This window comes from Streptomyces sp. NPDC032822 (assembly GCF_055578825.1).
Map to the genome: position 1 here is coordinate 17,412 of NZ_JBVIOL010000008.1, position 19,230 is coordinate 36,641.

General features: G+C 70.4%; 20 protein-coding genes. 9 read left to right on the plus strand and 11 right to left on the minus strand.

The window, feature by feature from the left end; genetic code table 11:
• Positions 1-51: 51 nt before the first annotated feature.
• Complete coding sequence (serB, locus tag ACZ5VD_RS22925) at positions 52-1,269, plus strand: phosphoserine phosphatase SerB (protein ID WP_468553955.1); 1,218 nt, start codon at positions 52-54, stop codon at positions 1,267-1,269.
• A gap of 114 nt (positions 1,270-1,383) precedes the next feature.
• Here the strand turns inward: serB and ACZ5VD_RS22930 are convergent, their stop codons facing one another.
• From ACZ5VD_RS22930 to ACZ5VD_RS22945, 4 genes are all read right to left on the minus strand, one after another.
• Positions 1,384-1,902, minus strand: a complete 519-nt coding sequence (locus ACZ5VD_RS22930; RefSeq protein WP_468553956.1) for a SixA phosphatase family protein — start codon at positions 1,900-1,902, stop codon at positions 1,384-1,386.
• Positions 1,903-1,967: 65 nt separating this feature from the next.
• Positions 1,968-2,174: a hypothetical protein gene (locus tag ACZ5VD_RS22935; RefSeq protein WP_468553957.1), complete on the minus strand. Its 207-nt coding sequence runs from the start codon at positions 2,172-2,174 to the stop codon at positions 1,968-1,970.
• Positions 2,175-2,382: 208 nt separating this feature from the next.
• Entirely contained in the window at positions 2,383-2,499 is a 117-nt protein-coding gene (locus ACZ5VD_RS22940; protein WP_086724758.1) for an SGM_5486 family transporter-associated protein, read from the minus strand.
• Between the two features lie 62 nt (positions 2,500-2,561).
• On the minus strand, positions 2,562-3,896 hold the full coding sequence (locus ACZ5VD_RS22945) for a CynX/NimT family MFS transporter (protein ID WP_468683101.1): 1,335 nt from the start codon (positions 3,894-3,896) through the stop codon (positions 2,562-2,564).
• A gap of 70 nt (positions 3,897-3,966) precedes the next feature.
• Here ACZ5VD_RS22945 and ACZ5VD_RS22950 point away from each other — a divergent pair, with 70 nt between their 5' ends.
• The gene (locus ACZ5VD_RS22950; RefSeq protein ID WP_468683102.1) at positions 3,967-4,659 is read left to right on the plus strand and encodes a FadR/GntR family transcriptional regulator; all 693 of its coding nucleotides are present in this window, start codon (positions 3,967-3,969) and stop codon (positions 4,657-4,659) included.
• Here the strand turns inward: ACZ5VD_RS22950 and ACZ5VD_RS22955 are convergent.
• From ACZ5VD_RS22955 to fabG, 3 genes are all read right to left on the minus strand, one after another.
• A complete protein-coding gene (locus tag ACZ5VD_RS22955; RefSeq protein WP_468683103.1) occupies positions 4,608-4,997 on the minus strand; it encodes a hypothetical protein in 390 nt (129 codons plus the stop codon). The genes ACZ5VD_RS22950 and ACZ5VD_RS22955 overlap by 52 nt on opposite strands.
• Before the next feature lie 172 nt (positions 4,998-5,169).
• The gene (gene fabI / locus ACZ5VD_RS22960; RefSeq protein WP_468553961.1) at positions 5,170-5,937 is read right to left on the minus strand and encodes an enoyl-ACP reductase FabI; all 768 of its coding nucleotides are present in this window, start codon (positions 5,935-5,937) and stop codon (positions 5,170-5,172) included.
• 5 nt (positions 5,938-5,942) lie between these two features.
• Positions 5,943-6,662 (minus strand): 3-oxoacyl-[acyl-carrier-protein] reductase, encoded by a 720-nt coding sequence (gene fabG, locus ACZ5VD_RS22965; RefSeq protein ID WP_468683104.1) that lies wholly within the window; start codon positions 6,660-6,662, stop codon positions 5,943-5,945.
• Positions 6,663-6,903: 241 nt separating this feature from the next.
• Between fabG and ACZ5VD_RS22970 the strand changes: the two genes are divergently transcribed.
• The 3 genes from ACZ5VD_RS22970 (at position 6,904) to tyrS (ending at position 11,155) form a co-directional block, all read left to right on the plus strand.
• Complete coding sequence (locus tag ACZ5VD_RS22970; protein WP_468553963.1) at positions 6,904-8,427, plus strand: TldD/PmbA family protein; 1,524 nt, start codon at positions 6,904-6,906, stop codon at positions 8,425-8,427.
• The gene (locus tag ACZ5VD_RS22975; RefSeq protein WP_468683106.1) at positions 8,424-9,818 is read left to right on the plus strand and encodes a metallopeptidase TldD-related protein; all 1,395 of its coding nucleotides are present in this window, start codon (positions 8,424-8,426) and stop codon (positions 9,816-9,818) included. Before ACZ5VD_RS22970 ends, ACZ5VD_RS22975 begins: the two co-directional genes overlap by 4 nt.
• Positions 9,819-9,886: 68 nt before the next feature.
• Positions 9,887-11,155, plus strand: coding sequence for a tyrosine--tRNA ligase (tyrS, locus tag ACZ5VD_RS22980; RefSeq protein WP_468553965.1), 1,269 nt, complete (start codon positions 9,887-9,889; stop codon positions 11,153-11,155).
• Positions 11,156-11,257: 102 nt separating this feature from the next.
• Here the strand turns inward: tyrS and ACZ5VD_RS22985 are convergent, their stop codons facing one another.
• Entirely contained in the window at positions 11,258-11,536 is a 279-nt protein-coding gene (locus tag ACZ5VD_RS22985; RefSeq protein WP_468553966.1) for a GlsB/YeaQ/YmgE family stress response membrane protein, read from the minus strand.
• A gap of 245 nt (positions 11,537-11,781) precedes the next feature.
• Here ACZ5VD_RS22985 and ACZ5VD_RS22990 point away from each other — a divergent pair, with 245 nt between their 5' ends.
• Positions 11,782-12,156 (plus strand): DUF3099 domain-containing protein, encoded by a 375-nt coding sequence (locus ACZ5VD_RS22990; protein WP_468683107.1) that lies wholly within the window; start codon positions 11,782-11,784, stop codon positions 12,154-12,156.
• Positions 12,157-12,374: 218 nt separating this feature from the next.
• Positions 12,375-12,596, plus strand: coding sequence for a hypothetical protein (locus tag ACZ5VD_RS22995; RefSeq protein WP_468553968.1), 222 nt, complete (start codon positions 12,375-12,377; stop codon positions 12,594-12,596).
• On the opposite strand, the gene moaA is transcribed toward ACZ5VD_RS22995, so the two are convergent.
• The 3 genes from moaA to ACZ5VD_RS23010 form a co-directional block, all read right to left on the minus strand.
• Positions 12,593-13,582, minus strand: coding sequence for a GTP 3',8-cyclase MoaA (gene moaA, locus ACZ5VD_RS23000; RefSeq protein ID WP_468553969.1), 990 nt, complete (start codon positions 13,580-13,582; stop codon positions 12,593-12,595). The genes ACZ5VD_RS22995 and moaA overlap by 4 nt on opposite strands.
• 165 nt (positions 13,583-13,747) lie before the next feature.
• Complete coding sequence (locus ACZ5VD_RS23005; protein ID WP_468553970.1) at positions 13,748-15,367, minus strand: solute symporter family protein; 1,620 nt, start codon at positions 15,365-15,367, stop codon at positions 13,748-13,750.
• A complete protein-coding gene (locus ACZ5VD_RS23010) occupies positions 15,364-15,720 on the minus strand; it encodes a DUF485 domain-containing protein (RefSeq protein ID WP_468553971.1) in 357 nt (118 codons plus the stop codon). Before ACZ5VD_RS23010 ends, ACZ5VD_RS23005 begins: the two co-directional genes overlap by 4 nt.
• 253 nt (positions 15,721-15,973) lie before the next feature.
• Between ACZ5VD_RS23010 and ACZ5VD_RS23015 the strand changes: the two genes are divergently transcribed.
• Both ACZ5VD_RS23015 and ACZ5VD_RS23020 read left to right on the plus strand, forming a co-directional pair.
• Positions 15,974-17,515: a S8 family peptidase gene (locus tag ACZ5VD_RS23015; RefSeq protein WP_468683109.1), complete on the plus strand. Its 1,542-nt coding sequence runs from the start codon at positions 15,974-15,976 to the stop codon at positions 17,513-17,515.
• An 80-nt stretch (positions 17,516-17,595) separates the two neighbouring features.
• Complete coding sequence (locus tag ACZ5VD_RS23020) at positions 17,596-19,161, plus strand: S8 family serine peptidase (protein ID WP_468553973.1); 1,566 nt, start codon at positions 17,596-17,598, stop codon at positions 19,159-19,161.
• Positions 19,162-19,230: the final 69 nt, after the last annotated feature.

A 19,230-nucleotide genomic window follows, 5' to 3' on the forward strand; every position in this document is an offset into this window, starting at 1 on the left:
GGCGGACCTCGGGCGCGGAAGGCACTGCGTGCCGGATACGGTGGGACCACCATGAGCGCTTCGCAGACCTCGACCTCCGACGTTCCCACCCTTCTCGTCAAGATCTTCGGCAAGGACAGGCCCGGCATCACGGCCGGCCTCTTCGACACCCTCGCCGCCTTCTCCGTCGACGTGGTCGACATCGAGCAGGTCGTCACCCGTGGCCGCATGGTGCTGTGCGCGCTCGTGACCGCGCCGCCCATCGGGCTGGAGGGCGAACTGCGGTCGACCGTCCACAGCTGGGCGGAGTCGATCAAGATGCAGGCCGAGATCATCTCCGGCCTCGGCGACAACCGCCCCCGTGGGCTGGGGCGTTCGCTGGTCACCGTGCTCGGGCATCCGCTCACCGCGGAGGCGACGGCGGCGGTCGCCGCGAAGATCACCGAGGTCGGCGGCAACATCGACCGTATCTTCCGGCTCGCCAAGTACCCGGTGACGGCCGTGGAGTTCGCGGTGTCCGGTGTGGAGACCGAGCCGCTGCGCACCGCCCTGGTGACGGAGGCCGCGGTGCTCGGCGTGGATGTCGCGGTCGTCGCGGCCGGGCTGCACCGCCGTGCCCAGCGGCTGGTCGTCATGGACGTGGACTCGACGCTCATCCAGGACGAGGTGATCGAGCTGTTCGCGGCGCACGCCGGCTGCGAGGACAAGGTCGCCGAGGTGACGGCGGCCGCGATGCGCGGGGAGTTGGACTTCGAGCAGTCGCTGCACGCGCGCGTGGCGCTCCTGGAGGGGCTGGACGCCTCGGTGGTGGAGAAGGTGCGCAGCGAGGTGCGGCTGACGCCGGGCGCCCGCACGCTGATCCGTACGCTCAAGCGCCTCGGTTACCAGGTCGGTGTCGTCTCGGGCGGTTTCACCCAGGTCACGGACGATCTGAAGGAGCGGCTCGGGCTGGACTTCGCCCAGGCCAACACGTTGGAGATCGTCGACGGGAAGCTGACCGGGCGGGTCACCGGCGAGATCGTGGACCGGGCGGGCAAAGCCCGGCTGCTGCGCCGGTTCGCCGCGGAGGCGGGCGTACCGCTGGCGCAGACCGTGGCGATCGGCGACGGTGCCAACGATCTGGACATGCTCAACGCGGCCGGTCTCGGGGTGGCCTTCAACGCCAAGCCGGTGGTGCGCAAGGCCGCGCACACCGCGGTGAACGTGCCGTTCCTCGACACGGTCCTGTATCTGCTGGGCGTCACCCGCGAAGAGGTCGAGGCCGCCGACACGCACGACGACGAGGGCTGAGCCCGCTGCCGCATATCGCCTCTCGTGGCGGGCGGCACCGAGGGTGACGCCAAGGACGGCACGGGGGCCGGCACCCTCGCGGTGCCGGCCCCCGTGCCGCACGGAGTCGACGGGTCAGTCGGACGGCGCCCAGGAGTCGGTCGGCAGGGCCACGCCCGGCTCCAGGGACTTCCAGGAGCCTTCGAAGGTCAGCACGGCGAAGGCGGCGGCCGGGAAGCCACGGCTGCTCATCCGCTCGCGGGCCTCGCTCTCGGCCGAGCCGGCCAGGACCTCGGCGAGACCCTGGATACCCGGGTTGTGGCCGACGAGCAGCACGTTCCGCGCGTCGTCCGGGGTCTCGTTGAGCAAAGCGATCAGCTCACCGGGCGAGGCCTCGTAGATCCGCTCCTCGTACACCGTTTTCGGCCGGTGCGGGAGTTCGTGGACCGCGAGTTTCCAGGTCTCTCGGGTCCGGGCCGCGGTGGAGCAGAGGGCCAGGTCGAAGGGGATGCCGGTGTCGGCCAGCTTGCGTCCGGCGACTGCGGCGTCCGTCCGGCCCCGCTCGGCGAGCGGCCGTTCGTGGTCGGTCACCTCTGGCCAGTCGGCTTTCGCATGCCGGAAGAGGACAATCCTGCGGGGTTCTGCGACGCTCATGGGATCCAGCTTCGCATGAAACAGGCCATCGGGCGCGGGTAGTTGACCGGCGGCTCCAGCCGTGCTCAGCGACCTATCAGCTGCTGTACGCGCTCCACGAGATGGGGGACGACGGGGTCGCCGGAGGCCGCGTGCGCGTCCGTCGGGTTCAGGAGCAGTGCCAGGAGCACGATGAACGCCAGTGTCGGCAGCGCGAGAGCCCACCAGGGCAGCCGGATGTCGATGCCACCCCGGGATGCCGGGTGGGGCCGGGTGTGCGTAGGAGCCGACATGGGTGCCTCCGCCGTCTTCGAGTCGTCCGCGCCCGCCTCTCGCGGTCACCTCTCGAAACTACGGACTTCCCGGCCCGCAACCCATCCGGTGATCCACCCAGTTGACCCTGACACTCGCCCCCTAGGGGACAGGGGGGTTAGCCCCACCATCGGCCCGCCGGACCGTCGGGCGGGCACGGTCGCGGGGCGGGCAGCGGCACGAGCACGGTCACGGCGAGGCGATCGTCGCGATGATGGCGATGACCACGAAGATGGCGAAGAACGAGCCGAAGACGAGCAGCATCTTCTTCTGACCGTTCTGGGGATTCGGATCGAGCACTGGCATACGCCAAGTCTCGCACCCGGCGCGGGCGCGGGTCGCCCCGGGGTGAGAGCACCTCGCGCCGGTCACCCGGGGTGATGTCGGCGCGCCGCCTCGTCCTCCACCGTGCGGTCACGCCCCGCCAGGACGCCCGCCGCCATCTGCGGGATCAGCAGGGCGGTCATGAGGGCGATCGGCAGGCCCCAGCCGCCGCTGTGCTGGTAGAGCACACCGACCAGGAGCGGGCCGGGGATGGAGATCAGATAGCCGGTGCTCTGCGCGAAGGCCGACAACTGGGCGACTCCCCCGCCGGTCCTGGCCCGCATCCCGACCATCGTGAGGGCCAGCGGGAAGGAGCAGTTGGAGACGCCGAGCAGGACGGCCCAGACCCAGGCGCCGCCGGCCGGCGCGAGGTACAGGCCGGCGTATCCGACCAGGCCGCAGACGCCGAGGGCGACCACGACCGGGCCCTGGCGGGGCAGCCGGGTGGCGACGCGCGGGATGACGAAGGCCAGCGGCACGCCCATCGCCATCGTGACGGCGAGCAGCAGTCCGGCCGTGCCCGCGGACACGCCCGCGTCCCGGAAGATCTGCGCCATCCACCCCATGGTGATGTAGGCGCCGGTGGCCTGGAGGCCGAAGAAGACGGCGAGCGCCCAGGCCGTACGGCTCCGGGTGATCCGCAGGGCCGGTGCTTCCCCGCGCGCGGGGGTCCGTTCCGCCCGCGCGGTCCCACGTTCCCGTACGAGCGGGACCCACGGGATCACGGCCACCGCCGCGAGCACCCCCCACAGAGCGAGCCCGGACCGCCAGCTCCCGCCGAGCGCCTCGGCCGCCGGCACGGTCACCGCCGCCGCGGACGCGGTGCCGAGGGCGAGGGCCATCGAGTAGAGGCCGGTCATGGAGCCGACCCGGTCGGGGAACCAGCGCTTGACGATGACCGGCATCAGGACGTTGCCGACCGCGATGCCCATCAGGGCGAGGGCACTGGCGGCCAGGAAGCCGGCCGTGCCCCCCACGTACGGCCGTACGAGCAGGCCGGCGGAGACGGCGACCATGCCCGCGCACACCACCGCGCCCGGCCCGAAGCGGCGGGCCAGCCTGGGGGCCGTGACGCCGAAGACGGCGAAGCAGAGCGGGGGCACGGAGGTGAGGATCCCGGCCACGCTGCCGCTCATGCCGAGGCCGTCGCGGACCTCTTCGAGGAGGGCGCCGAGGCTGGTGATGGCGGGGCGGAGGTTGAGGGCGGACAGCACGATGCCGACGACCACCAGACGCGTCGCCCACGCGCGCGTGGCGGGCTTCTCCGGCTGCACGGTCTCCGTGGCCCCTCCGGTTCCCCGTCGGTCGGTCACTGCCTCGGCACCCACGATCGTGGACCTCGGTGTCCTGGTTTCCTCGCTTGGCATGAGACCCATCATAGAATCATGGGATGATTGGTTGTCCATCCCCGGGTCGCCCGCACCGGCCCCTCCCGTGCGAAGGTGTGCCATGCCCCTGAGCCATCCCCGCCGGTCGGCACTGTCCGAGCAGGTCATCTCCGCTCTGCGCAACCAGATCACCTCGGGCGAGTGGCCGGTCGGCTCCCGGATCCCGACCGAGCCCGAGCTGGTCGAGCAGCTCGGGGTCGCCCGCAACACCGTCCGCGAGGCCGTCCGCGCCCTCGCGCACAACGGTCTGCTGGACATCCGCCAGGGCTCCGGCACCTACGTCGTGGCGACGAGCGAGCTGGCCGGCGTGATGCACCGCCGGTTCGCGGACGCCGACCCCCGGCACATCGCCGAACTGCGTTCCACGCTGGAGTCGGCCGCCGCCAGGATGGCCGCCGAGCGGCGCACCGAGAAGGACCTCAAGCAGCTCGACGCGCTCCTGGTGCGCCGCGAGGAGGCCTGGGAGTCCGGCGACACCGAGGCGTTCGTGACGGCGGACGCCACCTTCCACCTGGCGGTGGTGTCCGCCTCCCACAACGACGTGATGACCGCGATGTACGCCGACCTGGGCGAGGTGCTGCGGGACTGGCTGCGCGAGGACGTCGGCGCGGAGCTGACCCCGGAGACACACATGGACCACGCGCGGCTCGTCGACGCGATCCGCACGGGCGACATGGCGTCGGCCGCCCAGGAGGCCGCGAGCTATCCGTTCCTGTGCCGCCCGGGGCGGTTCACCGCGCCCTCCGGCGGCTGACGGTGGCCGACCCACACCGAGCGGACCTCTTTCCAGCAACGGCCGGTCAGCCGTACCGTCTGCGCGGGCCCGGCCTCGACCGGCGTGCCGTCGCTGTCGACGTCCCACCAGCGGTCGCACTCGATGTGCAGGCTCACGCGGTCGGCCCGCGGATAGGGGTTGTGGCAGTAGGCGGTCACCCGGGAGCCGGTGACGCTGCTGCGGCACGCGGCACCGAAGGGCTCCGGTACGGCGGCCCGCCGTACCTCCACGCGCGCGTGGGGCAGCGCGTCGTACGGCAGCGAGAGCACGAGACAGACGGCTGCGGTCACTGAGGCCAGGCTGCTGGGCAGGCGCACAAGGGGACCTCCTCGGCCGGGCTGCGGAGGGGAGCGTGTGGTGAACGCGTAATCCAGAGTGCGCAGTTGCGGCCCCCGCCCGCCCGGCCGGGTAGGCCGAACGAGTGACGGGTGCGGGTCCGCGTCCGAAAGACGCGGGCCCACACCCGTCACTCAGGTCACCGCGGCGGACTCACGCACCGACGGCGTGCAGACCGCCGTCCACGTGGATGATCTCGCCCGTGGTCTTCGGGAACCAGTCGCTCAGCAGGGCGACGACGCCCTTGCCGGCCGGCTCCGGGTCCTTGAGGTCCCACTCCAGGGGGGCCCGGTTGTCCCAGACCGCGGCCAGCTCGGAGAAGCCCGGGATGGACTTGGCGGCCATCGAACCGATCGGCCCGGCCGAGATGAGGTTGCACCGGATGTTCTGCTTGCCCAGGTCACGCGCCATGTAGCGGCTGGTGGCCTCCAGGGCGGCCTTCGCCGGGCCCATCCAGTCGTACTGCGGCCAGGCGTACTGCGCGTCGAAGGTGAGGCCGACGACGGAGCCGCCGTTCTGCATCAGCGGCAGGCAGGCCATGGTCAGCGACTTCAGGGAGTACGCCGAGACGTGCATGGCCGTGGCGACCGACTCGAACGGCGTGTTGAGGAAGTTGCCGCCGAGCGCGTCCTGCGGGGCGAAGCCGATGGAGTGGACGACACCGTCGAGGCCGCCGAGCTCCTCGCCGACGATGTCCGCGAGGCGACCGAGGTGCTCGTCGTTGGTGACGTCGAGCTCGATGACCTTGGTGGGCTTCGGGAGCTTCTTGGCGATGCGCTCGGTCAGCGTGGGGCGCGGGAACGCGGTCAGGATGATCTCCGCACCCTGCTCCTGGGCCTGCTTCGCGGTGTGGAAGGCGATGGAGGACTCCATCAGCACACCGGTGATCAGGACGCGCTTGCCCTCGAGAATTCCGCTCATGGTGTTCAGTGACCCATTCCCAGTCCGCCGTCAACGGGAATGACGGCTCCAGTGATGTACGAGGCGTCGTCCGAGGCGAGGAACCGCACCGTCGCGGCGATCTCCTCGGGCTGCGCGTACCGGCCGAGCGGCACCTGCTTCACGATGCCCTCGCGCTGCTCGTCGGTGAGCACCTTGGTCATGTCGGTGTCGACGAAGCCGGGCGCGACGACGTTGAAGGTGATGTTGCGCGAGCCCAGCTCACGGGCGAGCGAGCGCGCGAAGCCGACCAGGGCGGCCTTGGAGGCGGCGTAGTTCGACTGGCCGGGGCCGCCGTACAGCCCGACGACCGAGGAGATCAGTACGACGCGGCCCTTCTTGGCGCGCAGCATGCCGCGGTTGGCACGCTTGACGACCCGGAAGGTGCCGGTGAGGTTGGTGTCGACGACCGAGGTGAAGTCCTCCTCGGACATGCGCATCAGGAGCTGGTCCTTGGTGATGCCGGCGTTGGCGATCAGTACCTCGACCGGGCCGTGCTCGGCCTCGATCTCCTTGTAGGCCTGCTCCACCTGCTCGGTGTCGGTGATGTCGCACTTGACGGCCAGGCAGCCCAATTCCGTGAGGGCCGCCGGTGGCTCGCCCGAGCGGTACGTGATGGCGACCTTGTTGCCGGCTTCGGCGAACGCGCGGGCGATGGCGAGGCCGATGCCCCGGTTGCCTCCGGTGACGAGAACCGAGCGGCTCAACGGATCACCCTTTCGATAGCGGTCTGATCTCACCCGCCCGAACACCTGGATGACAGGCGGCTTCCCCGAAAACCTATCGGTCCCGGCCCGCGGGCGGGCAATCGGGCATCCACAGTGGCTCGGGGGCCTCGCTGTCGGGTCCCTACAGAAAGATGCGGAACTCCGAGGGAAACGTGTGGTCCGCACACCCGCCCGCGCGACATGATCGGAGCCGACAGGCCACGACCTCAGGGAGATCCCCGTGCCTCATACGATCGACGAAGCCTTCACGGCGCTTCCCCTACGCGCCTTGGCCGATGCCGCGCTGGCACGCGCGCGTGCGCTGGGCGCGGATCACGCGGACTTCCGGTTCGAGCGGGTGCGCAGCGCGTCCTGGCGGCTGCGGGACGCGAAGCCCTCCGGGACGTCGGACACCACCGACCTCGGGTACGCGGTGCGGGTGGTGCACGGTGGCACCTGGGGGTTCGCGTCGGGCGTGGACCTGACCATGGACGCCGCCGCCCGGGTCGCCTCGCAGGCCGTGCAGATGGCCAAGCTCTCCGCCCAGGTGATCAAGGCGGCCGGGTCGGACGAGCGCGTGGAGCTGGCCGACGAGCCCGTGCACGCCGAGCGGACCTGGGTCTCGTCGTACGAGATCGATCCGTTCTCCGTGCCCGACGAGGAGAAGGCGGCGCTGCTGGCGGGGTGGAGCGCGCGGCTGCTGGCGGCGAACGGCGTCAACCACGTGGACGCCTCGCTGCTCACCGTCCATGAGAACAAGTTCTACGCCGACACCGCCGGGACCGTGACCACCCAGCAGCGCGTCCGGCTGCACCCGCAGCTGACCGCCGTGTCCGTCGACGAGTCGAGCGGCGAGTTCGACTCCATGCGGACCATCGCGCCGCCCGTGGGGCGTGGCTGGGAGTACCTGACCGGCACCGGCTGGGACTGGGACGCGGAGCTGGAGCGGATCCCGGAGCTGCTGGCCGAGAAGATGCGGGCGCCGAGCGTCGAGGCGGGGGTGTACGACCTGGTGGTCGACCCGTCCAACCTGTGGCTGACCATCCACGAGTCCATCGGGCACGCCACCGAGCTGGACCGGGCGCTCGGCTACGAGGCGGCCTACGCCGGCACCTCCTTCGCCACCTTCGACCAGCTGGGCAAGCTGCGCTACGGCTCCGAGCTGATGAACGTCACCGGTGACCGCACCGCCGAGCACGGCCTGGCGACCGTCGGGTACGACGACGAGGGCGTCGCGGGCCAGTCCTGGGACCTGGTGCGGAACGGCACGCTGGTCGGCTACCAGCTGGACCGGCGGATCGCGCGGCTGACCGGCTTCGAACGGTCCAACGGGTGCGCTTTCGCCGACTCCCCCGGCCATGTGCCCGTGCAGCGCATGGCCAACGTGTCCCTGCGGCCGGACCCGGCCGGGATGTCGACCGACGACCTGATCGGGAGCGTGGACCGCGGGATCTACGTCGTCGGCGACCGTTCCTGGTCGATCGACATGCAGCGCTACAACTTCCAGTTCACCGGGCAGCGGTTCTTCAGGATCGAGAACGGGCGGATCACCGGGCAGCTGCGGGACGTCGCCTACCAGGCCACGACCACCGACTTCTGGGGCTCCATGGCAGCCGTGGGCGGTCCGCAGACCTATGTCCTGGGCGGCGCCTTCAACTGCGGCAAGGCCCAGCCGGGCCAGGTCGCGGCCGTCTCGCACGGCTGCCCGTCGGCCCTCTTCAAGGGCGTCAACATCCTCAACACCACGCAGGAGGCCGGTCGATGAGTCCTCGTACGAACAAGCCGCACGAGATCGTCGAGCGCGCTCTCGCCCTGTCCCGGACCGACGGCTGTGTGGTCATCGCGGACGAGCAGTCGACCGCGAACCTGCGCTGGGCGGGCAACGCGCTCACCACGAACGGCGTCACCCGCGGCCGTACGGTCACCGTCATCGCGACCGTCGACGGCAAGGAGGGCACCGCCTCCGGTGTCGTCTCGCGGTCGGCCGTGACCGCGGACGAGCTGGAGCCCCTGGTGCGGGCCGCGGAGGCCGCCGCGCGCGGCGCCGAACCCGCCGAGGACGCGCGGCCGTTGGTGACCGGCGTGCCCCAGGCGCCCGACTTCACGGACGGGCCCGCCGAGACCTCCTCCGCCGTGTTCGCCGACTTCGCCCCGGCGCTCGGCGAGGCCTTCGCCCGCGCGCGGGCGGGCGGACGCGAGCTGTACGGCTTCGCCAACCACGAGCTGGTCTCCAGCTACCTCGGCACGTCGACGGGGCTGCGGCTGCGGCACGACCAGCCCAACGGGACGCTGGAGCTGAACGCCAAGTCGCCGGACCGTACCCGCTCGGCGTGGGCGGGCCGCTCCACCCGGGACTTCAAGGACGTCGACCCGGGGGCGCTCGACACCGAGCTGGCCCTCCGACTGGGGTGGGCCGAGCGGCGGATCGAGCTGCCCGCGGGGCGGTACGAGACGCTGCTGCCGCCGACCGCCGTGGCGGATCTGCTGATCTACCAGATGTGGTCGGCGTCGGGCCGGGACGCGGTCGAGGGCCGCACGGTGTTCTCCCAGCCGGGCGGCGGCACCCGCCTGGGCGAGCGGCTCAGCGATCTGCCGCTGACCCTGCGCAGCGACCCGAACGCGCCGGGCCTCGAGTCCGCGCCCTTCGTGCTGGCGCACTCCTCCGGGGGCGACCAGTCGGTGTTCGACAACGGGCTGCCGCTGGCCCCCACCGACTGGGTGCGCGAGGGCGAACTGAGCAGCCTGCTGACCAGCCGGCACAGTGCGGAGCTGACCGGGCTGCCGGTGGCGCCGGGCATCGACAACCTGATCCTGGACGGGGGCGAGGACCGGTCCCTGGAGGAGATGGTCGCGAACACCACGCGCGGGCTGCTGCTGACCTGCCTCTGGTACATCCGCGAGGTCGACCCGGCGACGCTGCTGCTCACCGGGCTGACCCGGGACGGCGTCTATCTCGTCGAGAACGGCGAGGTGAGCGGCGAGGTCAACAACTTCCGGTTCAACGAGTCGCCGGTCGGTCTGCTGGGCCGGGCCACCGAGGCCGGGCGCACCGAGAAGACGCTGCCGAGGGAGTGGAGCGACTGGTTCACCAGGGCCGCGATGCCCGCCCTGAGGGTGCCGGACTTCAATATGAGCTCTGTCAGTCAGGGCGTATAACCTCGTAGCCGGTAGTCACTCGACTGCGGCAGGACTGCACGAAGATCACCCGAGGAGATGCGAGAACCGTGACGGACATCGTCGACGAGCTCAAGTGGCGTGGCCTGTGGGCCCTGTCCACTGACGAGGACGCTTTGCGCAAGGCGCTCGCGGACGGTCCCGTCACGTTCTATTGCGGTTTCGACCCGACGGCGGCCAGTCTGCACGTCGGCCACCTGGTGCAGGTGCTCACCATGCGCCGGCTCCAGCAGGCGGGGCTGCGCCCGCTGGCCCTGGTGGGCGGGGCGACCGGCCAGATCGGCGACCCGCGGCCCACGGCGGAGCGCACGCTGAACGACCCGGAGACGGTCGCGAACTGGGTGACCCGGCTGCGCGGACAGATCGAGCCGTTCCTGTCCTTCGAGGGCGAGAACGCCGCGGTGATGGTCAACAACCTGGACTGGACGGCCGGGTTGTCGGCCATCGAGTTCCTCCGGGACATCGGCAAGCACTTCCGCGTCAACAAGATGCTCACCAAGGACTCGGTCGCCCGGCGCCTGGAGTCCCAGGAGGGCATCAGCTACACGGAGTTCAGCTACCAGTTGCTCCAGGGCATGGACTTCCTGGAGCTGTACCGGCGGTACGGCTGCACCCTTCAGCAGGGCGGCAGCGACCAGTGGGGCAACCTCACCGCCGGTCTCGACCTGATCCACCGGCTGGAGCCCGAGGCCGAGGCGCACTGCCTGGCGACACCGCTCATGGTCAAGGCGGACGGCACCAAGTTCGGCAAGACCGAGGGCGGCGCCGTCTGGCTCGACCCGGAGATGACGACGCCGTACGCGTTCTACCAGTTCTGGCTGAACGTGGACGACCGGGACATCTCGACGTACCTGCGCATCCTCTCCTTCAGGTCCCGTGAGGAGCTCGAAGAGCTGGCGAAGCAGACCGAGGAGCGTCCGCAGGCCCGGGCCGCGCAGCGCGCGCTGGCGGAGGAGCTGACGACGCTGGTGCACGGCGCCGGCCAGACAGCCGCGGTGATCGCCGCGTCGAAGGCCCTGTTCGGCCAGGGCGACCTCGCGGAGCTCGACGAGAAGACGCTGGCCGCGTCCCTCTCCGAGCTGCCGCACATCCAGGTCGCCGGGCTCGGCCCGGTGGTCGACCTGTTCGCCGAGGTCGGCCTGGTCCCCAGCAAGTCGGCGGCACGTCGGGCGGTCAAGGAGGGCGGCGCCTACGTGAACAACACCAAGGTCGCCGCGGAGGACGCCGTCCCCGCCGAGGAGGACCTGCTGCACGGGCGCTGGCTGGTGCTGCGCCGCGGCAAGAAGAACCTGGCGGCGGTCGAGGTCACGGGCGCCTGACCGGCTGTACGGCCCGCCGGCTGTACGGCCTGTTGCAGGGCAACGGCGAAGGGGGCGGTCTCCCGTGCGGGAGACCGCCCCCTTCGCCGTGCCTGTCCGCCCTCAGGTTCGCTGCTTGTTCCGGCCGAGCGTCGCCATGTACGCCATGTCGCCCAGGAAGACGATGACGACCGCGGCGACGAGCTGGAAGAGATGCCTCGTCCAGTCGATGCCGGAGGTGGCGTCCACGCCCGCGGCACGGGCGATCGCGTTGCCGACGATCGCACCGAGGATGCCGAAGATGGTCGTCAGCCAGAGAGGGCTGTGCTGCTTGCCCGGGATGATCGCCTTCGCGATCAGACCCAGTACGAACCCGACAATGATCGCCCACAACCAGCCCATGGATGCCTCCTCGTACGGCTCTACGCGAGCATTACGCCCAGTGTCGGCCCGTTCGCCCTACGGCGCATGTCGGGTAGGTCCGTACGCGCTATGGCCGAGGATGTCCGTCCCGGTGGGAGAGGCCCCGGTCTCGTAGGCGGCGCATGCTCGGCGTACCGTGGATGCTGTCCGGGTGCCGCTCCCCGAGCGGGGGCGGACCGGGTACGGGGCGGGGCGAGTCCGATACGGGCGGATGGTGGAATGCGATGCGGAAGCAGCATGGCGGCGGCAACGTCGAGGTGTTCCGGATCACCGGGGCCCGGACGGGCCTCCAGGAGGATGTGCGCGGACGACAGCGCCGGTACGTCATCTCCATGTTGGTCCGCACGCTCTCGGTGATCCTCGCGGTGACGTTGTGGAACGTCGAACGGCACGTCGCGATCGTCGCCCTCGTGCTCGGGGCGCTCCTCCCCTATGTCGCCGTGGTGATCGCCAACGCGGGGCGGGAGAACGCGCCCTCGCTGCCGTCGACGTTCGTCACCACTCCGGTCCCGCCGATGATCGCGCTGCCGCGAGCGGAGGACGGTTTCGCTCGATCCGCCCCGGACGACGTGGCGGCCGATCCGCACGAACGGGCATGATCACGGGGCGTCTCCGAGGGGCCATAAGCGGAAGTCACCCCCTCGCCAAGCTCAAGAAAAGCTCAGATCAATCATGTTGTTCCAGTGCCGGGCGGCGGGTTACCCGTGACATACTTCGTTAGCGCTCCGCATCCCCCGTCGGAGCGACAGACCGACGCCGGGCAGCTCCCCCCGTGGCTGCTCGGCGTCGCCTTTTCTACCGACTTTGAGACGAACCCGTGAGTGACGAGACCCCCATCTGTTCCGCCAAGGGCTGCCGTGTCGACGCCGTATGGGTCCTCGCGTGGAACAACCCGAAGCTCCACACGCCGGAGCGGCGCAAGACGTGGCTCGCGTGCGAGGAGCATCGAGAGCATCTGTCGCAGTTCCTCGGAGTGCGCGGGTTCCTGAAGGACGTGGTCCCGCTGGCGGAGTGGGAGTCGGATCCCGGCAGGACCTAGCCGCCGATCGCCGACATGGGCCGGTCCGGCTGGATGAAGGAGGGATCGTCCAGACCCGCACCCGCCTTCTTGCCCCACATGGCCAGGCGCCAGATCCGGGCGATCTCCTCGTCCGGGGCGTCGGAGCGCAGGGCGGCGCGCAGGTCGGTCTCCTCCGAGGCGAACAGGCAGGTGCGTATCTGGCCGTCGGCCGTCAGCCGGGTACGGTCGCAGGCCGCGCAGAACGGGCGGGTGACGGAGGCGATGACGCCGACGCGATGCGGGCCGCCGTCGACGATCCAGCGCTCGGCGGGGGCCGAACCCCGCTCTCCCTCGCCCTCCTCGGTGAGGTCGAAGCGGGTGCGCAGCGACGCCAGGATGTCCCCGGCGGTGATCATGCCGTCGCGCTTCCAGCCGTGCTGGGCGTCCAGGGGCATCTGCTCGATGAACCGGAGTTCGTAGTCGTGCTCCACCGCCCAGGCCAGCAGGTCCGGGGCCTCGTCCTCGTTCAGTCCCGGCATCAGGACCGAGTTGACCTTGACCGGCGTCAGGCCCGCGTCGCGCGCGGCCTCCAGGCCGGCGATGACGTCCCGGTGGCGGTCGCGGCGGGTGAGGGTCTTGAAGACGTCCGGGCGCAGCGTGTCCAGGGAGACGTTGACCCGGTCCAGGCCGGCCGTCTTCAGGGCCGCCGCGGTGCGCTTGAGGCCGATGCCGTTGGTGGTGAGGGACATCTGAGGGCGCGGCTCCAGGGCGGCGACGCGCTCGACGATGCCGACCAGACCGGGGCGCAGCAGGGGCTCACCGCCGGTGAAGCGGACCTCCTCGATGCCGAGCGAGGTGACGGCGATGTCGATGAGCCGCACGATCTCGTCGTCCGTGAGCAGATCGGGCTTGGCGAGCCACTGCAGGCCCTCCTCCGGCATGCAGTACGTGCAGCGCAGATTGCAGCGGTCGGTGAGCGAGACTCTCAGGTCGGTGGCCACCCGGCCGTAGGTGTCGATGAGCACGTGGGCCCCCTCCCTCGTCGCGGGTCAACTCTTTCCGTCACCTGCGAGCCTACGTGACAGCTCCGACATCGACAGGGCCCGATCCCACGAGACGTGCCGAGGCCGCGTCGTAGGGATCTACGACGCGGCCTCGGCACGAGCGGGGTCGGTGCGGAACAGCGCTGGTCAGTGCGCTCCGGTGCCGGTCAGGGACCGGACCTCCAGCTCCGCGTACTTGGCGACGTCCGGCTCCTCCTTGGACAGGACCGTGCCGAGCCAGCCCATCACGAAGCCGAACGGGATCGAGATGATGCCGGGGTTCTTCAGCGGGAACCAGGCGAAGTCCACGTCGGGGAACATCGCCTTGGGGTCGCCGGAGACCACCGGCGAGAACAGCACCAGGCCGACGGCGACGACGAGACCGCCGTAGATCGACCACAGGGCGCCCTGGGTGGTGAACCGCTTCCAGAACAGGCTGTAGAGGATCGTCGGCAGGTTGGCGGAGGCGGCGACCGCGAAGGCGAGGGCGACGAGGCCGGCGACGTTCAGGTCGCGGGCGAGGGCGCCCAGGAGGATGGAGGCGGCACCGATGCCGATGGTGGCCAGCCGGGCCGCCCTCATCTCCTGCTTCTCGGTGGCCTTGCCCTTCTTGATGACGTTCGCGTAGATGTCGTGGGCGAACGACGAGGACGAGGCCAGGGTGAGGCCGGCGACCACGGCGAGGATCGTCGCGAAGGCCACCGCCGAGATGGTGGCGAGCAGGATCGCGCCCCAGGCGGAGTCGACGCCGCCTAGGTGCAGGGCGAGCAGGGGTGCCGCCGTGTTGCCGGAGGGGTTGGACGCGATGATCTCTTCCTGGGAGATCAGCGCCGCGGCGCCGAAGCCGAGGGCGATGGTCATCAGGTAGAAGCCGCCGATGATGCCGATGGCCCAGTTCACGGACTTCCGGGCGGCCTTGGCGTTGGGCACCGTGTAGAAGCGGATCAGGATGTGCGGCAGGCCGGCGGTGCCCAGGACCAGGGCGATGCCCAGGGAGATGAAGTCCAGCTTGGACGTGCCGGTCGCGCCGTACTGGAGGCCGGGCTCCAGGAAGGCGGTTCCCTTGCCGCTCTTCTCGGCGGCGGTGCCCAGCAGGTCGGAGATGTTGAAGTTGAACTTCAGCAGCACCAGGAACGTGATGAGGATCGTGCCGCTGATGAGCAGCACGGCCTTGACCATCTGGACCCAGGTGGTGCCCTTCATGCCGCCGATGGAGACGTACACGATCATCAGGACGCCGACGAGGGCGACGATGGCGACCTTGCCCGCGTCGGAGGTGATGCCGAGCAGCAGCGAGACGAGGACGCCCGCGCCCGCCATCTGGGCCAGCAGGTAGAAGATCGAGACGACGATCGTGGAGGTGCCGGCGGCCGTCCGGACCGGGCGCTGGCGCATGCGGTACGCTAGGACGTCACCCATGGTGTAGCGGCCGGAGTTGCGCAGCGGCTCGGCCACCAGGAGCAGTGCCACCAGCCAGGCGACCAGGAAGCCGATGGAGTACAGGAAGCCGTCGTACCCGAAGAGGGCGATGGCGCCCGCGATGCCGAGGAAGGACGCGGCGGACATGTAGTCGCCGGAGACCGCGAGGCCGTTCTGGAAGGCGCTGAACTGGCGTCCGCCGGCGTAGAAGTCGGCGGCGTCCTTGGTCTGGCGGCCCGCCCAGACGGTGATGACGAGGGTCGCGACGACGAACACCGCGAACAGGGAGATGATCAGCGGCCGGTGCTCGCTGGCTTCGCCGGCCGCCAGGGTGATCGCGGGGCTCATGCGCCGCCCTCCATTCGGGACTTGATGGCCTCGGCCTTGGGGTCGAGCTTCGCGGCGGCGTGCCGCGAGTACCACCAGGCGATGAGGAAGGTGGTGAGGAACTGGGCGATGCCGAAGACGAAGGCGATGTTGATGTTGCCGAAGAGCTTGGTGCCCATGAAGTCGCCCGCGTAGTTCGACAGGAGGACGTACAGCAGGTACCAGGCGATGAAGCCGACGGTCAGCGGGAAGGCGAAGGAGCGGTAGGAGCGGCGCAGTTCACCGAACTCCGCGCTCTCCGCCACCTCGGTGAACTCCTCGGGTGAGGGGAGTTTGTGTTCCTCTTTCGAGGGGGGCGGTGCGTCGGTGGCCACGGAGTCTCCTCGCGTTGCGGATGCGGTTGTCACGGGGACGGGGGGCGAGTGTCCTCGCGGTCCCTGCTCAAGGTCACGGCGGCGCGCTGGCCCCGGTTCAACAACGCGTGCTTCTTTCCGAAGTCACTTCGGGTAAGTCATTGCTGGCCAGCGACTTCGAGAGATAGCTTCGGCGTGCACCACCCGTCATGTACCTGCCCGAGCGCCATCTGTGTCTCGGGCCGGTTTCGTTTCCGGATGATGTGGAGACCCCATGCCTCATCTGCGTTCCAGACGCCGCCTCGCCCTCGCCGTACCGGTCGCGCTGTCCCTCACGGCCTCGCTGGGCTTCCTGCCCGCGGCCGCGTCGGCCGCCCCGCTCACCGCCGGGACCTCCGGGACCTCCGCGCGGGCGGTGGACGCGCCCGGTCTGTCGTACGTCGTCAACACCAAGCTGGACCGCCGCACGATCGACGCGGTGAAGAGGGCGGTGCCGGCGGCCGGCGGCACCGTCGTGATCACGTACGAGAAGATCGGCGTGATCGTCGTCCACTCGTCGAACCCGGGTTTCGCCGAGGCGATACGCGCGGTGCGCGGGGTGCAGTCGGCGGGTGCCACGCGCACCTCGCCGCTGACCGCCGCGGGCACGACGGACGAGGGAGAGGCGCAGCTCCTGTCGAAGGAGCAGGCCGCGAAGATCGCGAGCGCGTCCGCGGCGACGCCCGCCGGCGAGCCTCTTGAGGCCGACCAGTGGGACCTGCGGGCGATCGGCGCCGACAAGGCCGCGAAGATCAACCCGGGCAGCCGCAAGGTCACCGTCGCCGTGATCGACACCGGCGTCGACGACACCCACCCGGACATCGCCCCGAACTTCTCCGCGTCCCAGTCGGCCAACTGCGACGGCGGTGTCCCGGACACCACCGAGGGCGCCTGGCGGCCGTACACCGCGGACGACTACCACGGCACGCACGTGGCCGGTGAGATAGCCGCGGCCCGCAACGGCATCGGTGTGGCCGGTGTCGCCCCCGGGGTGAAGGTGTCGAGCATCAATGTGACCGACCCGAGCAACGGCCTCTTCTACCCGGAGAGCGTCGTGTGCGCCTTCGTGTTCGCCGCCGACCACGGCGTCGAGATCACGAACAACAGCTACTACGTCGATCCGTGGCTCTACAACTGCATGGACGACCCGGACCAGCGGGCCATCGTCGACGCGGTCAACAGGGCCCAGCTGTACGCCCAGAAGAAGGGCACGCTCAACGTGGCGGCGGCGGGCAACTCCAACCACGACCTGGACTCCGACGCGCTCGTCGACGCCAGCAGCCCCGACGACTCCACGCCGGTCGAGCGGACCGTCGACCCGCACGAGTGCTTCGACGTGCCGACACAGCTGCCGGGTGTGGTCACGGTCAGCTCGACGGGCGTACAGAACCTCAAGTCGTACTTCTCGACGTACGGCAAGGGCGTCGTCGACGTCGCCGCGCCGGGCGGCGACCGGCTCTACCAGATCCCGGACACACCGTCGAAGAACGGCCGCATCCTGTCCACCCTGCCGAACGGCGAGTACGGCTTCCTGCAGGGCACGTCGATGGCCTCCCCGCACGCCGCGGGTGTCGCCGCGCTGCTGAAGTCGAGGCACCCGAAGGCGTCCCCGGCCCAGCTCCAGGCGCTGCTCAAGGCACAGGCGACCGCCACCGCCTGCCCGGACTCCTACGACCAGGACGGCAACGGCACGCAGGACGCGGTGTGCAAGGGCGGCAAGTACAACAACGGCTTCTACGGGCACGGCATCGTGAACGCGCTGCGCGCGGTGAAGTGACCCGTACGCGCCGACGCTCCACCCCCGGAAGCCCCGCACAGCACGTTTCGTACCGCGAACGAACTGGAGACACTTTCATCATGACCGCGCCCCACGCGCGCTACCGTCGCGCGATCGCCGTCCCGCTCGGAATGGCCATGGCCACGGCGATGGCGTTCTGGCCCACCACGGCCGTCGCGGCCGATGCGCCCGCCACCCTGGCCGGCGTCACCGGCAGCGTGAACGACGTCCTCGCCTCGGTCGGCACGGCGGACGCGACCGCGCTCAGCTATGTCGTCAACGTCCGCCCCGGGCACGGCCCTTCCTCGCAGGTGAAGAAGGCCATCACCGCGGCCGGCGGCACGATCGTGGCGTCGTACGAGAAGATCGGCGTGATCGTCGTCCACTCGTCGAACGCCGACTTCGCCAAGACGATCCGCAAGGTGAAGGGCGTCCAGTCGGCCGGCAACACCCGCAACGCGCCGCTGCCCGCCCAGTCGACGACCGACCTGGGCACGCCGAAGGCGCTCAGCGCGGCACAGGTCGCCGCCGCCGAGGCCAAGGCCGCCGCCGGGCAGGACCCGCTGGAGCCCCTGCAGTGGGACCTGCCCGCCATCAAGGCGGACAAGGCGCACGAGAAGTCCCTCGGCAGCAGCAAGGTGACGGTCGCCGTCATCGACACCGGTGTCGACGACACCCACCCCGACATCGCGCCGAACTTCGACCGTGCCGCGTCGGTCAACTGTGTGACGGGCAAGCCCGACACCACCGACGGGGCGTGGCGGCCGAGCGCGTCGGAGAGCCCGCACGGCACGCACGTGGCCGGTGAGATCGCGGCCGCGAAGAACGGCGTCGGCATGACGGGCGTCGCGCCCGGTGTGAAGGTCGCCGGCATCAAGGTGTCGACCACGGCCGGCTACTTCTACACCGAGGCCGTGGTGTGCGGCTTCATGTGGGCGGCCACGCACGGCGTCGACGTCACGAACAACAGCTATTACACCGACCCCTGGTACTTCAACTGCACGACCGACCCGGACCAGAAGGCGCTGGTGGACGCCATCGGCCGGGCCTCGCGGTACGCGGAGAAGAAGGGCGCGGTCAACGTCGCGGCGGCCGGCAACGAGAACTACGACCTCGCGGCCGACGAGATCACCGACCCCGTCTCGCCGAACGACGGCACGCCCTCCGACCGGGTGATCGACCCCTCGGAGTGCCTCGACATACCGACCCAGCTGCCGGGTGTCGTGACGGTCGCGGCGACGGGCGCCAAGGGCATCAAGTCGTCCTTCTCCAACTACGGCCGCGGGGTCGTCGACATCGCCGCCCCCGGTGGCGACTCGACGGCCTACCAGACGCCGGCGCCGCCCGCGACCAGCGGTCTGATCCTGGGCACGCTGCCCGGCGGCAAGTGGGGCTACATGGCCGGTACGTCGATGGCGAGCCCGCATGTCGCGGCCGTCGCCGCCCTGATCAAGTCGACGCACCCGCACGCCTCGCCGGCCCTGGTGAAGGCGCTGCTGTACGCCGAGGCCGACGCCACGCCGTGCACCGACCCGTACGACATCGACAACGACGGCAAGGTGGACGCGGTCTGCGAGGGGTCGAAGAACCGCAACGGCTTCTACGGCTGGGGCATCGCGGACGCGCTGGACGCCGTCACCAGGTAACGACAGCGGCATTGATCCGGATGGATTCGGTCGACACCGCACAGTGCGGTCACGACTGCGGGAGGGCGC